This is a genomic window from Pseudomonas sp. M1 (assembly GCF_022760135.1).
Lineage (GTDB): Bacteria > Pseudomonadota > Gammaproteobacteria > Pseudomonadales > Pseudomonadaceae > Pseudomonas > Pseudomonas citronellolis.
In genome coordinates this window covers 3311539-3325251 of record NZ_CP094343.1, presented here as the reverse complement: position 1 = coordinate 3325251, position 13713 = coordinate 3311539, and the positions used below count along the sequence as shown (strand labels likewise).

The following is a 13713-nucleotide window of genomic DNA, read 5'->3' as shown; positions in this document are numbered from 1 at the left end:
TCAGAAGGAGCGCGGCAGTTCGAGCAGGTGCTCGGCCACGTAGGACAGGATCAGGTTGGTGGAGATCGGCGCCACCTGGTAGAGGCGCGTCTCGCGGAACTTGCGCTCGACGTCGTACTCGTTGGCGAAGCCGAAGCCGCCGTGGGTCTGCAGGCAGGCGTTGGCCGCCTCCCAGCTGGCCTTGGCCGCCAGGTACTTGGCCATGTTCGCCGCGGCCCCGGCGTTGCGCCCGGCGTCGTATTCCGCGCAGGCCTTCCAGCGCATCAGGTCGGCGGCTTCCACCTCGATGTGCGCCTCGGCGATGGGGAACTGCACGCCCTGGTTCTGCCCGATCGGGCGGCCGAACACCACGCGGTCGCGGGCGTACTGGCTGGCCTTCTCGATGAACCAGCGGCCGTCGCCGATGCATTCGGCGGCGATCAGCGTGCGCTCGGCGTTGAGCCCGTCGAGGATGTAGCGGAAGCCCTTGCCTTCCTCGCCGATCAGGCTGCTGGCGGGGATTTCCAGGTTGTCGAAGAACAGCTCGTTGGTCTCGTGGTTGACCATGTTGGCGATCGGCTGCACGGTCAGGCCGTTGCCGATGGCCTCGCGCAGGTCGACCAGGAAGATCGACATGCCGTCGGCCTTCTTCTTCACCTCGGCCAGCGGCGTGGTGCGCGCCAGCAGGATCATCAGGTCGGAATGCTGCACGCGGGAGATCCACACCTTCTGGCCGTTGATGACGTACTTGTCGCCCTGGCGCACGGCGGTGGTCTTGATCTTGGTGGTGTCGGTGCCGGTGGTCGGCTCGGTGACGCCCATGGACTGCAGGCGCAGCTCGCCGCTGGCCAGCTTCGGCAGGTAATAACGCTTCTGCTCCTCGCTGCCGTTCCGCAGGAGGGTGAACATGTTGTACATCTGCCCGTGGATGGTCCCGGAGTTGCCGCCGCAGTGGTTCACTTCTTCGAGGATCACCGAAGCCTCGGCCAGGCCCAGGCCGGAGCCGCCGTACTCCTCGGGGATCATCGCCGACAGCCAGCCGGCCTCGGTCATGGCCTTGACGAAGGCTTCGGGGAAGCCCTTGCGTTCGTCGATCTCGCGCCAGTAGGCGCTGGGGAATTCCGCGCAGAGGGCGCGCACGCCTTCGCGGATGGCCTGCAGTTCTTCCGGGGTGCTGCTCATGGGGGTTCCTCGATGGGGGTTCAGTCGAATTCCACTTCGCCGCGCTGGGCGATGCCGGCCGCGTTGCCGGCCCAGACCTCGGCCTTGCCGGGGCCGCTGGGGCGGCCGCCCAGCTCGAACGGCTCGGGGCTGATCAGCGGGCGCAGGCCGCGGTAGGCGAAGCGGCGCAGGCGCGCCTGGGGGTTGGCGCGGCAGAAGGCGCGCAGGTTCAGGGTGGCGATCAGCGGGCCGTGCACCACCAGGCCGGGGTAGCCTTCGGCGCCGGTGACGTAGGGCCAGTCGTAATGGATGCGGTGGCCATTGAAGGTCACTGCGGAATAGCGGAACAGCAGCACCGGGCTGGGCTCGACCGCCTCGCGCCAGGCGCCTTCGGGCAGCGCCTCGGTGCCGCCGAGCTTGGGCGGGCTGGGTTCGCGGTAGACGATGTCCTGCTCTTCGCGCAGGGCCAGGCGGCCGTCCTGGAGGTAGTCGTGGCGCAGGGTGACGAACAGCAGCGCGCCGGTGCGCCCGTGCTTTTCCTCGACCTTGAGGATGGTGGTCACCCGGCTGGCTTCGTGGCCGACCAGCAGCGGCTCGTGGAACTCCAGGCGGCCGCCGGCCCACATGCGGTTGCGCCCGTCCGCCGGCGGCAGGAAGCCGCCGCGCGCCGGGTGGCCGTCGGCGCCCAGGCCGGCCTCGGGCACGGCGTCCTGGAAGAACGCCCAATGCCACAGCGGCGGCAGCGCGTCGCCGGCGGCGGGGGCCGGCTCGCCGAGGGTGGCGGCCAGGCGGCTGACCAGCAACGTGCTCAGTTCTTCCTGGCTTTCCTGGGTGCGGCCTATCCAGGCTGCGTAGGACATTTCACTCATGGTTTCTCTTCCGTGGAAGTTTCCGAACAGGATGCCGAGGGGCTTGCGTTCCGAGAATCCGCATTTCCATAATCCGGCGTTAACCGAAACCGAACGCCACCCGGATACCTTCACCATGCACTTCGACCTGGCCGACCTGCGCCTCTTCGTGCACATCGCCGAATCCCCCAGCCTGACCCAGGGCGCCCGCCGCGCACACCTCTCGGCGGCCGCCGCCAGCGCCCGCGTCAAGGCCCTGGAAGGCCAGCTCGACAGCCGCCTGCTGTACCGCGACAACCGTGGCGTGGAGCTGACCCCCAGTGGCCAGCGCCTGCTGCAACACGCGCGCCTGATCCTGCGCCAGGTGGAACGGCTCAAGGACGACTTCGGCGAACAGGGCGGCGACCAGGCCGGGCACATCCGCATCTTCGCCAACACCACGGCGGTCACCGAGTTCCTCCCGGAAGTGCTGGCCGGCTTCCTCGCCGAGCGCCCCGCCGTCACCGTGGACCTGCAGGAGCGCCTGAACCGCGACATCGTCCGCGCCATCCTCGACGGCTCGGCGGACCTGGGCATAGTCGCCGGCCCGGTGCGCGCCGAGGGCCTGGAGATCCTCCATTTCAGCACCGACCACCTGGTGCTGGTGGTGCCGCCCGGCCATGCCCTGGAACGCCTGGGCCGCCCTACCCTGGCCGACACCCTCGGCTATTTCCACGTCGGCCTGCACGAGGGCAGCACCCTGCAGAGCTTCCTGCGCGAGCAGGTGGAACGCCTGGGCGGCACCCTCAACCTGCGCATCCAGGTGGCCAGCTTCGAGGCGGCCTGCCGGATGATCGAGGCCGGGGTGGGCATCGGCGTGCTCCCGGAAACCGCCGCGCGCCGCCACCAGCGCAGCATGGGGTTGAGCATCCTGCAGTTGGACGAGCCCTGGGTGGTGCGTGAGCGCAGTGTGTTGATGCGTGAGCGCGAGGCGCTGCCGGGGTGTGCGCGGACGTTGGTGGAGTTGCTGCGGCGGGTGGGGGATGGGGGTAGCGTGGGGGCGGTTGCGGATGGGGTTTAAGAGCGCCCTCGGCTGCGCGTTCGTAGGGCGCATAACGCCTACGGCGTTATCCGCCGAATCGCGGACAGAGTCCTCCTACGCCCGCCGGCAAACCACCCCGTAGGATGGTGTTGAGCGAAGCGATACCCATCCTACGAAAAGCCGTGCTTCCTGGAACCGTAGCGGGCCCTGCCCGCGATTCGCGCGCAGGGCGCGCTCCTACGAAGAGCAAAAGCCGTGCCCGCCGATTTGGGTAGGAGCGGACTTTGTCCGCGATTGGACTCACCGGCCACGCCGGACGTCCCGGTGCCACGAACGGCCCCTCAGGGAGCCGGGCTACAGACTTCGCCCTCGAAGCTCAGCCAAAAAACCGCCGACCGGGCGTCCCCGGTCGGCGGTCTGTTGGTCCACGCGCACCGCTGCACCGGTGCGCGCCGGGCTCACTTGCTAGCGGTCAGCGTGCTGTAGCTGCTGATCAGGTTGCGGTAGTCCGGGATGTGGTTGGAGAACAACGCCGCCAGGCCCTCGATGTCGTTGCGCCAGTCGCGGTGCAGTTCGCAGGCCACGCCGAACCAGGTCATCAGTTGCGCGCCGGCGGCTTCCATTCGGCGCCAGGCGGCGTCGCGGGTGACTTCGTTGAAGGTGCCGGAAGCGTCGGCCACCACGAAGACGTCGAAACCCTCCTCCAGGGCCGACAGCGCCGGGAAGGCCACGCAGACTTCGGTGACCACGCCGGCGATGATCAGCTGCTTCTTGCCGGTGGCCTTCACCGCCTTGACGAAGTCTTCGTTGTCCCAGGCGTTGATGTTGCCCGGGCGGGCGATGTACGGGGCGTCGGGGAAGAGTTCCTTCAGCTCCGGCACCAGCGGGCCGTTGGGGCCGCTCTCGAAGCTGGTGGTGAGGATGGTCGGCAGCTTGAAGTACTTGGCCAGGTCCGCCAGGGCCAGCACATTGTTCTTGAACTTGTCCGGTTCGATGTCGCGTACCAGGGACAGCAGTCCGGCCTGGTGGTCGACCAGCAGCACGGCGGCCTGGGTCTTGTCGAGGCGAACATAGGGTTTGCTCATTGCGCTTTCCTCTTGCTGGGGGAAACGCCCGGCCCACGCCGGGCAAGGGGGGCATCAGCGCTGCGAATCCAGCGCTTCGTGGTTGCTCACCACCGCCTGGGCCTTGGTGTAGCTTTCGATCAGCAGGCGGTAGTGCGGGAAGATGTGGCTGTAGGCCTCGGCCCACTCGGCGGCGTCGGGGCGGTTCCAGGTGCGCTGGATTTCCGAGCACACCGCGGCGGTGTCCATGGGCACCACGCCGGCCTGCACCACGCGGGCCAGGGTGATTTCCTGGGCGGCCTTGGAGTAGGTGCCGGAGGCGTCGATCACCGCGAACACCCGGTAGCCGGCGTTGACCGCGGCGATCGCCGGAAAGGCCATGCACACGCTGGTGATGGTGCCGGCGATGACCAGGGTCTTCTTGCCGGTCTTCTCCACTGCGGCGACGAAGTCGGGGTTGTCCCAGGCGTTGATCTCGCCCTTGCGCGCCACGTACTGCGCATGCGGCGCGGCCTCGTGGATCTCGGGGATCAGCGGGCCATTGGGGCCCTGGGGCACCGAGGCTGTGGTGATCAGCGGGATCTTCGCCAGGCTGGCGATCTTCGCCAGGGTGATGGCGTTGGCGCGCAGTTCGGTCATGGGCATGTCCTTGACCGTCTGGAACAGCCCGCTCTGGTGGTCGATCAGCAGCATGGCGGTGTCGTCGGGGTCGATCACCGGGCGCTGGCCGTCGAAGTTGGCGACGTTGCCGAAGTTACTCATTTCCGTTTCCTCGCAAATGGGCACCCTGCCCCAATGGCCCGCGCATCCCGGGCGGGCATCCAACCAGACTAGGCGCTGGCCGAGTCCGGCACGTGACGCTCAGCCGGCCATCTGTCCGAAACGCCCGCGGCGGAAGTCGTCGAGGGCCTGCTCGATCTGCTCGCGGCTGTTCATGACGAAGGGGCCGTAGCCGACGATGGGTTCGTCCAGCGGCTCGCCGGACAGCAGCAGCGCCAGGGCGTCGCTGTCGGTCTCGATGTGGATGGCATCGCCTTGCCGCTCGAACAGCACCAGTTGGCCCTCCTCCGCCCGTTGCCCGCCGTTCAGCCGCAGGCTGCCGCGCAGTACCACCAGCGCCGTGTTGCGGCCTGGCTCGACGCGCAGCTCGAAGGCCTTGCCGGCGTTCAGGCGCAGGTCCCACAGGTCCAGCGGGCTGAAGCTGTGGGCCGGGCCGCGGTGGCCACGGTAGTCGCCGGCGATCACCCGCAGTTGGCCGGCGCCGCCAGGCAGCTCGGCGCGGGGGATGCTGGCGTCCAGCAGGGTCTGGTAGGCCGGCGCGGTGAGCTTGTCGCGCGCCGGCAGGTTCACCCACAGCTGCACCATGTGCAGGGTGCCGCCGCTGCGGCTGAAGGCCGGGGCGTGGTACTCCTCGTGGAGGATGCCGGCGCCGGCGGTCATCCATTGCACGTCGCCGGGGCCGATGCGTCCGCCGGCGCCGCTGGAGTCGCGGTGCTCCAGCTCGCCCTGGTAGACCAGGGTGACGGTCTCGAAGCCGCGGTGCGGGTGCTGGCCGACGCCGCGGCGGGCGCCGTCGCCGGGGAAGTCCTGCGGCCCGGCGTGATCGAGCAGCAGGAAGGGGCTGAGCTGGTTGCCCAGACGGTCGTAGGAGAACAGGGTGCGGACCGGGAAGCCGTCGCCGACCCAGTGCGGGCGCGGGGCGCTGTAGATGCCGAGGATGTCTTTCATGGGGTGCCTCCTGAGTGCATGGAGACACCTTAGAACTGCAACGCTATAGCCGGTAGACTGCGAAAATCACCTTCAGCGTTCCATTTGGAGAACAGCGCCGTGGAAGACCTCAACGACCTCTACTACTTCGCCCAGGTGGTCGAGCATGGCGGCTTCGCCCCGGCCGGGCGCGCCCTGGGCGAGCCCAAGTCGAAGCTCAGCCGGCGCATCGCCGCCCTGGAGGAACACCTGGGCGTGCGCCTGATCCAGCGCTCCACCCGGCACTTCTCGGTGACCGAGATCGGCCAGGACTACCACCGCCACTGCCTGGCCATGCTGGTGGAGGCCGAGGGCGCCGCCGAGGTCATCGAGCGCCACCGCGCCGAGCCCCAGGGCCGGGTGCGGCTGAGCTGCCCCACGGCGCTGCTGAACTTCTGGGTCGGCCCGATGCTGGCCGAGTTCATGCTGCGCTACCCGCTGGTGGAGCTGCAGGTGGAGGCCACCAACCGCCAGGTGGACCTGATCCAGGAAGGCTTCGACATCGCCCTGCGTGTGCGCTTCCCGCCGCTGGAAGGCAGCGAGCTGGTGATGAAGGTGCTGGGCGAGAGCCGGCAGATGGTGGTGGGCGCGCCAGCCCTGCGCCAGCGCCTGGGCCAGCGCCTGGGCCAGCGCCCCTCGCCCACCGAGGTGGCGGCGCTGCCGACGCTGCACTGGGGCTCGCCGCAGCGCGACTACCAGTGGCAGCTGGACGGCCCCGACGGCGTGCGCGCCCAGGCCCGCTACCAGCCGCGGCTGATCACCGACGACCTGATGGCGCTGCGCCAGGCGGCGGTGGCCGGCGTGGGCGCCGTGCACCTGCCCTCGGTGGTGGTGCGCGAGCAACTGGCCGACGGCAGCCTGGTCAACCTGCTGCCGGACTGGGCGCCGCGCACCGGCATCGTGCATGCCGTCTACCCTTCCCGGCGCGGCCTGCTGCCGTCGGTGCGCGGCCTGCTGGACTTCCTCGGCCAGGGCTTCGCCCACAGCGACATGGCCTGACGCCCACCGACCCGGCTATTCGCAGAAGCGCCCTTGCCGCGCCTCGGGCATCAGTTCCAGGTACTGGCGGCCGCTCATGTGCACCACGGCGTTGTGGTCGCCGGCCTCGAAGTAGATGTCCGCCTGCTCGCCCAGGGACTCGTCGATCAGGGTTTCCAGGCCGAACAGGCTGCCCACCGCCGGGATGGCGCCGGGCGCGCAGTCCTCGAAGCGCGCGGAGAAATCACCCTCGCGGGCCAGGCGCCAGTTGCGCCGGGTGAGCTTGTGCACCTTGTGCAGGTCGACCTGGCGGCTGGCCGGCACCACGGCCATCAGCCAGTGGCCCTGGAAGTCGTCGAGGATCACCGGCTTGGCCATCTGCTGCGGCGGCACGCCGGCGCGGCGGGCGGCCTCACGGGTGGTCATGGACGTGGCGTGGGGCAGCAGATCGTAGCGGCTGCGATGCTGCGACAGGCAATTCTGCAAGCGACTGGACATGCTCATGGCTCACCTCCGGGAAGCGGCGCCGCCCCACTGCCCCGTGGCGCCGGCGCGGCCGGCTGGCGGGGGCTTCCCGCCCCCTTTTGCTCCAGTCTAGCGCCGCCGCCCCGGCGCGGGCGGCGGGCCGACCAGGGGCGTCAGCCGGCCAGCGCGAGCAGCGCCGGCACGCTGAGCACGGCGCTGTAGAAGCCCATGAACTGCACGCCGATGTTGAAGCCCAGGAAGCGCCCGAGCAGGCCGCCGACCAGGCCCATGCTGAGGATCACCAGCAGGCCCAGCAGCCCGCCCTCCCACAGGCCGACCACCAGGATCAGGCCGACGAAGGTGGCGATCACCGCCTCGTGGCTGACGCGCCGCGCGACGAACGCGGCGGCGCGGTGGGCGAAGTTCATCGCGAAGGGATAGGCGACGAGCGCCGCCACCAGCACCGCCAGCAGGCCGACCACGAGGAATTCCCAGGGGCCCATCAGGCTGTGCAGGTTGTGCACCTGGCCGCCGGCGGCGTCCACGTGGAAGCGCGGCGGCGCGTTGAACAGCGGCGCCGCCGGGCCCGCGGCCACCGGGCTGAGCGGCAGGCCGAAGGCGATCAGCGGGATCATCGCCTCGGCGATGTAGGTGGATTCGGTCACCCCGTTGCGCACGGCCAGCACCGAGGTCAGGCGGTGGTAGGCGTGGCGGATGCGCGAACCGACGACCTCGCCGAGGATCACCGTCATGGCCACCGGGCTGAACACGAAGGTGGCGCTGGACAGCGCGGCGGCGCCGAGGGTCCAGCCGGTCTGGCGGCGGTCGAGCACCTTTAGCGGGTTGGGGAAGTAGCCGTCCCAGCCCTTCACGTCCGGCGCCAGGGCGAAGGTGCGCGGCTCGCTGCGGCGCATGCGCTGGCGCTCGGCGGGCGCCAGCAGGGCGAACAGCGAGACGATCAGCGGCCCCACGGCGATACCGAGGAAGTAGCTGACCGTAAGCTTCACCCCGTGTTGGGCGGTCAGCGCCTGCAGCGCCACGATCAGCAGCACGAAGGGCCCCAGGGCCAGCAGCGCGGCCCATCGCCCGGCGGAGAACCAGGCGATGGCCAGGGCTGCGCAGAGGAACACCCAGGGCGCCGCCTGCTTGATGGCCGCGCCGAAGGGCGCCAGCAGCACCGCGAAGAGCACCGCCAGGGGCACCGCGATGAACGCCGCCAACACCGCGCCGGAGATCATCTTGCGCAGGGCGATGTGCGGCACGCCGAGGTTGCGCAGGAAGTTCGCCTCGCGCATCAGCGGCGTGGCCATGGTGTCGCCGGGGATGCCCAGCAGCGCCGTGGGCACCGCGTGGGTCATGTGCTTGGCCACCGCGCCGGCGAGGAAGAAGGCGAACACCCCGGCCGGCGCCACGCCCAGCAGCACCACCAGCAGCGTCAGCGGCGCCAGGGTGGTGGTTTCGTCGCTGCCGGAGACCAGGCCGATGGCGGCGAACAGCAGCGCACCGGTCACGGCCATCAGCAGGGCGATGGGCAACTGCTCGATGAAAAGCTCCATCAGGCCGCCCCTCCCGTTGCCGGCAGCCCGGCGGGCGCGGGCTTCTCCCGGGGCGTGCGCGCCTGGGCGAAGAGTTCGTACAGCTGCACCGCCTTCAGCTCCGCCAGCACCTCCGGCGGCAGGTCGTCCAGCTCGCCGAGGCCGCCGTATTCGACCTCCAGCTCGCGCAGGGCGCGCTCGCGCCAGGCGGCGTCGGCCACGTGCTCGACCACCCGGCGCTTGGGCTTGAACAGCACGGCGCTGATCGCCCCGCCGGCCAGGCAGCCGAGGATGCCCACCAGCATGGCGTAGGCGCGGGCCATCTGCGCCGATTCGACCAGGCCGAGGAACAGCCGCTCGGCGAGCAGGAAGGCGCCCAGGCTGACCAGCGCGCCTATGGCGATGGCGCCGGCCAGGTGGCGGCTGTCGACGGTGTCGCCCCAGACTTCGTAGAGGCGGGAATCGGGATGCGGGTTCGGCGCTGGCAGCGGCGCCCTGTCGCGGGTGTCCATGGTGAGTCTCCTGCCCTGCCGGGCTTCTTGTTGTCAGAGTGCGGGCGCGGTGCAGCGGCGCTCGGCGGCCACCAGGGCGCGGCCGGCGCGCGAGGCGTTGGGCCGGCCCAGGCGGCGGCTGATGAGGGTGCCCAGGCGGGCCACGGCCGGCAGGTCGATACCGGTGGCGTAGCCCATGCCGTGCAGCAGGTGCAGCACGTCCTCGGTGGCGACGTTGCCGCCGGCGCCCGGCGAATAGGGGCAGCCGCCGAGGCCGGCAAGCGAGCTGTCGAAGGTGCGCACCCCGGCCTGCAACGCCGCGTGCAGGTTGGCCAGGGCCATGCCGAAGGTGTCGTGGAAGTGCCCGGCGAGCGCCGTCAGCGGCAGGCGCTGGGCGCAATGCTCCAGCAGCCGCGCGGTGGCGTCCGGGGTGCCCTTGCCGAGGGTGTCGCCCAGGCTGATCTCGTAGCAGCCCAGGGCATGCAGGCGCTCGGCCACCTCGCCGGCCTGCTGCGGCGCCACCGGGCCGCTGTAGGGACAGTCGAGCACGCAGGACACGTAGCCGCGCACCCGCACGCCCCGCTCGCGGGCCAGGGCCAGCACCGGTTCGAAGCGGAGCAGGCTGTCGTCGATGGAGCAGTTGATGTTGCGCTGGGAGAAGGCCTCGGAGGCGGCGGTGAACACCGCCACCTCCTCGCAGCCGGCCGCCAGCGCCGCCTCCAGGCCCACCAGGTTGGGCACCAGGGCGCTGAAGCGCACCCCGGGCCGGTGCCCGAGGCGCCGCAGCACCTCGTCGCTGCCGGCCATCTGCGGCACCCAGCGCGGCGAGACGAAGGCGCCGGCCTCGATGTGCCGCAGCCCGGCGTCCGCCAGTTGCCGGACCAGATCGATGCGCGCCTCCACCGGCAGCACCTGTGGCTCGTTCTGCAGACCGTCGCGCGGGCCGACCTCGACGATCCTGACGAAGCCGCTCATGCGCCGCGCCTTTCGCGCAGCAGCTCCACGGCGCGGTCGGCGCGCACGTCGCCGGCTTCCACCAGGCGCCGGGCCAGCCAGTCCACTTCCTCGCCGCGAGCGCCGGCCACCAGGGCGATGTTGCGCGCGTGCAGCGCCATGTGGCCGCGCTGGATGCCTTCGCAGGCCAGGGCGCGCAGGGCCCCGAGGTTCTGCGCCAGGCCCACGGCCACGGCGATTTCGGCCAGTTCCTGGGCGCTGCGCACGGCGAGGATGCGCAGCGACAGTTGCGCCAGCGGATGGGTGCGGGTGGCGCCGCCGACCAGGCCCACCGGCATGGGCATCTCGATGCTGCCCACCAGGTGTCCTTCGGCGTCCTTCTCCCAGGTGCTCAGCGAGCCGTAGTGGCCGCCGCGGCAGGCGTAGGCGTGGGCGCCCGCCTCCACGGCGCGCCAGTCGTTGCCGGTGGCGACGATCAGGGGGTCGATACCGTTCATGATGCCCTTGTTGTGTGTGGCCGCGCGGTAGGGGTCGACGGCGGCAAAGCAGTAGGCGTCGAGGATGCCCTCGATCACCGCCTCGCCGCTGTAGTCCGGCGACTGCAACTGCTGTGGGGCGATACGGACCTGGGCCCGGGCCAGGCGCAGGTCGGCGAGGTTGGAGAGGATGCGCAGGCGCGCCTGGCCGCCGCTGATGCGCTCCATCAGCGGGGCCACGGCCTCGGCCATGGTATTCACGGTGTTGGCGCCCATGGCGTCGCGCACGTCGACGATCAGGTGCGCCACCAGCATCGGCCCGCGCGAGCTGTCGGCGAAGCAGTGCACTTCCAGGTCGCGGCAGCCGCCGCCCAGGCTGTTGAGCAGCTGGTCCTTGCGGTTGGCCAGCTCGACGATCTCGTCCTTGTGCCGCAGCAGCGCCAGGCGCGCGTTGAACGGGTCGCCCAGGCCCACCAGCTGGACCTGGGCGCGCATCAGCGGCGCGCTGCTGGAAGTCTGGAAGCCGCCGCCGGCGCGGGCCAGCTTGGCCATGTAGGAGGCGGCGGCGACGATCGACGGCTCCTCCACCACCATCGGCACCAGCAGCTCGCGGCCGTTGACCACGAAGTTGCTGGCCACCGCGTAGGGCAGCTCGAAGGTGCCGAGCACGTTCTCGATCATGCCGTTGGCCACCTCCAGCGGCAGTGCGCCGGGCGTGGCCAGGTGCTGCAGCTCGGGCAGCTGCAACAGGGCTGCGAGGTGGTCGAGGCGCTGGCGTGGCGACAGGTTGCGGAATGCGGGAAGGCGGGAATCGATGAGCATCGGGGCGTCCATTGTCATTCTTGTGTGGAGTGGGATGCGGGTGGCGCCGGGCCGCCCGAGGCCCCAAGGTGCTATGACTGGTCCCGCCGATGAAGGTACAGTTCGCCCCAACAGTACCCACACTGTACCCATGACACCCCGGAGACCGCTGTGCCCCGCCAGACCCTCGCCGAACAGGTCGCCCAGTCCCTCGCCCGGCAGATCCGCGAAGGCGCGCTGCAGCGCGGCGACCGCCTGCCCTCGCTGCGCGAATACATGCGCCTGCACGGCCATTCGAAGAACACCGTGATCACCGCCTACGAACTGCTGGCCGCCCAGGGCCTGGTGGAAGCGCGCCACGGCAAGGGCTTCTTCGTCCGCGCCAGCGCCCCGCGCAGCAGCGAGGCCGAGGAACCCCTGCCCTACACCCGCGCCCTGGACACCATCTGGATGATGCGCCAGCAGTTCGTCCACGAGCCGGCCCGGGCGCCGCTGGGCGAAGGCTTCCCGCCGGTGGCCTGGCTGCAGGACATGCGCCTGGACCGCTTCACCCGCCAGGTGCTGCGCACCGACGCCAATTCGCTGTTCCGCTACGGCAACCGCCTGGGCAACCCGGCCCTGCGCCAGAGCCTGGTGCGCCGCCTGGCCGGCTACGCCATCGACGGCAACCCGCGGCAGATCCTCACCACCCACGGCGCCAACCATGCGCTGGACCTGATCGTCCGGCGCTTCGTCGCCCCCGGCGACGCGGTGCTGGTGGAGAACCCCGGCTACTACCCGCTGTTCGGCAAGCTGCAACTGCAGGGCGCGCGCATGCTCAGCGTGCCGCGCCTGGCCGACGGGCCGGACCTGCAGGCGCTGGAGCAACTGCTGCGCCGCGAGCGGCCGAAGCTGTTCTTCCTGCAGTCGGTGGGGCACAACCCCACCGGCTCGGACATCTCGCCGGTGAAGGCGCACCAGTTGCTGAAACTGGCCGACGAGCACGACCTGCTGCTGGTGGAGGACGACGCCATGGCCGACTTCAAGCCCAGCTCGGCGATCAAGGTCGCCACCCTCGACCAGCTACGCCGCACGCTCTACGTCGGCAGCTTCTCCAAGTCGATCTCGGCCTCGTTGCGGGTCGGCTTCATCGCCGGCAGCCGCGAGCGCATCGAGGAACTGGCGGACCTGAAGATGCTGCTGCACACCAGTTGCTCGGAGCTGTGCGAGCGCACGGTGGACGTGGCGCTGGGCGAAGGCTACTTCCTGCGCCACCTCACCCGCCTGCAGGCCCAGGTCGCCGCCGCCACCCACGCCGGGCTCGCGGTGCTGGACGCGCTGGGCGCCGAAGTGCTGTGCCGCCCGCAGCAGAGCCTGTACCTGTGGGCGCGCTTCCCGCACATCGACGACGCAGAGGCCTTCACCCGCGACGTGCTGCCCCAGGCCCTGGCCCTGGCGCCGGGCGCGATCTTCAGCACCGACCGCGGCCAGGCCAACCCCTGGATGCGCCTGAACGTGGCCTACCTGCAGGACCCGCTGTTCGCCGCCTGCGTGCGTCAAGCCCGTGGCTCACGACGGTAGATGAGGGTGTCCTGGGTGCCGTGCCAGGCATCGTTGCGCACCCCGCGCAGGGTGCGCACCAGGCGGAAGCCGGCGGCCTCGGCCAGGCGCTGGCTGCGCGGGTTGGCCGAGGACGTGGTGAGGTACAGCCGGGCCCGCGGCAACTGCCCGCAGACTTCGCGCAGCGCCGCGCTCAGGTAGCCCTGGCCGGCGAAGCGCGAACTGGCCCAGTAGCCGATCACGTAGCTCTCTCCCCTGCCCCGCGGCTGCAGGCCGATGCAGCCGATCACCTCGGCGCGGTCGGCGGACAGCAGGAACAGCCGCTTCTCCGCCAATGGCGCGGCGTAGTTGGCGATGGCGCCCTTGAGCGAGCGCAGCACCTGCTCGGCGCTCACCTGCGGGGTCACCCAGTCGAGGAAGGGCGCGTGCTCCGCGTAGCTGTCCTGCAGCGCCCGGCGCAAGGGCTCGCAGAGCGCCAGGCTGGGGCGCACCAGCACGGCGTCGCGGGTCGTCAGGCGGTACTCCACGGGTGGCGTCGACATGGCGGGGGTTCTTCGGGCGATGACGGTTCGCCAGCCTAGCGCAGCCTGGCGCTGTCGGCACCTGCGCTGACGGCAGCCCTGGCGCCTGCTTTACTACGAGCAGGGCCGGCCCG

The 13713-nt window shown here is 70.7% G+C and carries 14 protein-coding genes; 3 read left to right on the top strand and 11 right to left on the bottom strand.

Annotated features, from left to right (window positions below):
* Entirely contained in the window at nucleotides 1-1161 is a 1161-nt protein-coding gene (locus tag PM1_RS14910) for an acyl-CoA dehydrogenase family protein (protein WP_009622074.1), read from the bottom strand.
* A 20-nt stretch (nucleotides 1162-1181) separates the two neighbouring features.
* Entirely contained in the window at nucleotides 1182-2009 is an 828-nt protein-coding gene (locus PM1_RS14905; RefSeq protein ID WP_009622076.1) for an FAS1-like dehydratase domain-containing protein, read from the bottom strand.
* Between the two features lie 115 nt (nucleotides 2010-2124).
* On the opposite strand from PM1_RS14905, the gene PM1_RS14900 reads away from it, so the two are divergent.
* Nucleotides 2125-3048, top strand: coding sequence for a LysR substrate-binding domain-containing protein (locus PM1_RS14900; RefSeq protein WP_024128771.1), 924 nt, complete (start codon nucleotides 2125-2127; stop codon nucleotides 3046-3048).
* Nucleotides 3049-3467: 419 nt separating this feature from the next.
* Here the strand turns inward: PM1_RS14900 and ycaC are convergent, their stop codons facing one another.
* The 3 genes from ycaC to PM1_RS14885 form a co-directional block, all read right to left on the bottom strand.
* Nucleotides 3468-4094: an isochorismate family cysteine hydrolase YcaC gene (ycaC, locus tag PM1_RS14895; protein WP_009622081.1), complete on the bottom strand. Its 627-nt coding sequence runs from the start codon at nucleotides 4092-4094 to the stop codon at nucleotides 3468-3470.
* Between the two features lie 54 nt (nucleotides 4095-4148).
* Entirely contained in the window at nucleotides 4149-4835 is a 687-nt protein-coding gene (locus PM1_RS14890; RefSeq protein ID WP_009622083.1) for a hydrolase, read from the bottom strand.
* A 99-nt stretch (nucleotides 4836-4934) separates the two neighbouring features.
* Nucleotides 4935-5801: a pirin family protein gene (locus tag PM1_RS14885; RefSeq protein WP_009622085.1), complete on the bottom strand. Its 867-nt coding sequence runs from the start codon at nucleotides 5799-5801 to the stop codon at nucleotides 4935-4937.
* A gap of 99 nt (nucleotides 5802-5900) precedes the next feature.
* On the opposite strand from PM1_RS14885, the gene PM1_RS14880 reads away from it, so the two are divergent.
* The gene (locus PM1_RS14880; RefSeq protein WP_009622088.1) at nucleotides 5901-6818 is read left to right on the top strand and encodes a LysR family transcriptional regulator; all 918 of its coding nucleotides are present in this window, start codon (nucleotides 5901-5903) and stop codon (nucleotides 6816-6818) included.
* 15 nt (nucleotides 6819-6833) lie between these two features.
* Here PM1_RS14880 and PM1_RS14875 read toward each other — a convergent pair whose 3' ends face one another.
* From PM1_RS14875 to PM1_RS14855, 5 genes are all read right to left on the bottom strand, one after another.
* Nucleotides 6834-7301, bottom strand: coding sequence for an aminoacyl-tRNA deacylase (locus PM1_RS14875; RefSeq protein ID WP_009622089.1), 468 nt, complete (start codon nucleotides 7299-7301; stop codon nucleotides 6834-6836).
* A gap of 134 nt (nucleotides 7302-7435) precedes the next feature.
* Nucleotides 7436-8818, bottom strand: coding sequence for a tripartite tricarboxylate transporter permease (locus PM1_RS14870; RefSeq protein ID WP_009622094.1), 1383 nt, complete (start codon nucleotides 8816-8818; stop codon nucleotides 7436-7438).
* Entirely contained in the window at nucleotides 8818-9309 is a 492-nt protein-coding gene (locus tag PM1_RS14865; protein WP_009622095.1) for a hypothetical protein, read from the bottom strand. The genes PM1_RS14870 and PM1_RS14865 overlap by 1 nt, the downstream gene beginning before the upstream one ends.
* A 33-nt stretch (nucleotides 9310-9342) precedes the next feature.
* Nucleotides 9343-10263, bottom strand: coding sequence for a hydroxymethylglutaryl-CoA lyase (locus tag PM1_RS14860; RefSeq protein WP_009622096.1), 921 nt, complete (start codon nucleotides 10261-10263; stop codon nucleotides 9343-9345).
* Nucleotides 10260-11540, bottom strand: coding sequence for a hydroxymethylglutaryl-CoA reductase, degradative (locus PM1_RS14855; RefSeq protein WP_009622097.1), 1281 nt, complete (start codon nucleotides 11538-11540; stop codon nucleotides 10260-10262). The genes PM1_RS14860 and PM1_RS14855 overlap by 4 nt, the downstream gene beginning before the upstream one ends.
* A gap of 150 nt (nucleotides 11541-11690) precedes the next feature.
* On the opposite strand from PM1_RS14855, the gene PM1_RS14850 reads away from it, so the two are divergent.
* Nucleotides 11691-13079, top strand: a complete 1389-nt coding sequence (locus PM1_RS14850; RefSeq protein WP_009622098.1) for an aminotransferase-like domain-containing protein — start codon at nucleotides 11691-11693, stop codon at nucleotides 13077-13079.
* Here the strand turns inward: PM1_RS14850 and PM1_RS14845 are convergent.
* Complete coding sequence (locus tag PM1_RS14845) at nucleotides 13055-13600, bottom strand: GNAT family N-acetyltransferase (protein WP_009622099.1); 546 nt, start codon at nucleotides 13598-13600, stop codon at nucleotides 13055-13057. The genes PM1_RS14850 and PM1_RS14845 overlap by 25 nt on opposite strands.
* Between the last annotated feature and the right edge of the window lie 113 nt (nucleotides 13601-13713).

Bases quoted from the DNA above. Each gene is read 5' to 3' on its own strand.
- PM1_RS14845 (WP_009622099.1), bottom strand. From the start codon at position 13,600: ATGTCGACGCCACCCGTGGAGTACCGCCTGACGACCCGCGACGCCGTG.
- PM1_RS14860 (WP_009622096.1), bottom strand. From the start codon at position 10,263: ATGAGCGGCTTCGTCAGGATCGTCGAGGTCGGCCCGCGCGACGGTCTG.
- PM1_RS14890 (WP_009622083.1), bottom strand. From the start codon at position 4,835: ATGAGTAACTTCGGCAACGTCGCCAACTTCGACGGCCAGCGCCCGGTG.
- PM1_RS14870 (WP_009622094.1), bottom strand. From the start codon at position 8,818: ATGGAGCTTTTCATCGAGCAGTTGCCCATCGCCCTGCTGATGGCCGTG.
- PM1_RS14900 (WP_024128771.1), top strand. From the start codon at position 2,125: ATGCACTTCGACCTGGCCGACCTGCGCCTCTTCGTGCACATCGCCGAA.
- PM1_RS14885 (WP_009622085.1), bottom strand. From the start codon at position 5,801: ATGAAAGACATCCTCGGCATCTACAGCGCCCCGCGCCCGCACTGGGTC.
- PM1_RS14910 (WP_009622074.1), bottom strand. From the start codon at position 1,161: ATGAGCAGCACCCCGGAAGAACTGCAGGCCATCCGCGAAGGCGTGCGC.
- PM1_RS14905 (WP_009622076.1), bottom strand. From the start codon at position 2,009: ATGAGTGAAATGTCCTACGCAGCCTGGATAGGCCGCACCCAGGAAAGC.
- PM1_RS14875 (WP_009622089.1), bottom strand. From the start codon at position 7,301: ATGAGCATGTCCAGTCGCTTGCAGAATTGCCTGTCGCAGCATCGCAGC.
- PM1_RS14865 (WP_009622095.1), bottom strand. From the start codon at position 9,309: ATGGACACCCGCGACAGGGCGCCGCTGCCAGCGCCGAACCCGCATCCC.
- ycaC (WP_009622081.1), bottom strand. From the start codon at position 4,094: ATGAGCAAACCCTATGTTCGCCTCGACAAGACCCAGGCCGCCGTGCTG.
- PM1_RS14855 (WP_009622097.1), bottom strand. From the start codon at position 11,540: ATGCTCATCGATTCCCGCCTTCCCGCATTCCGCAACCTGTCGCCACGC.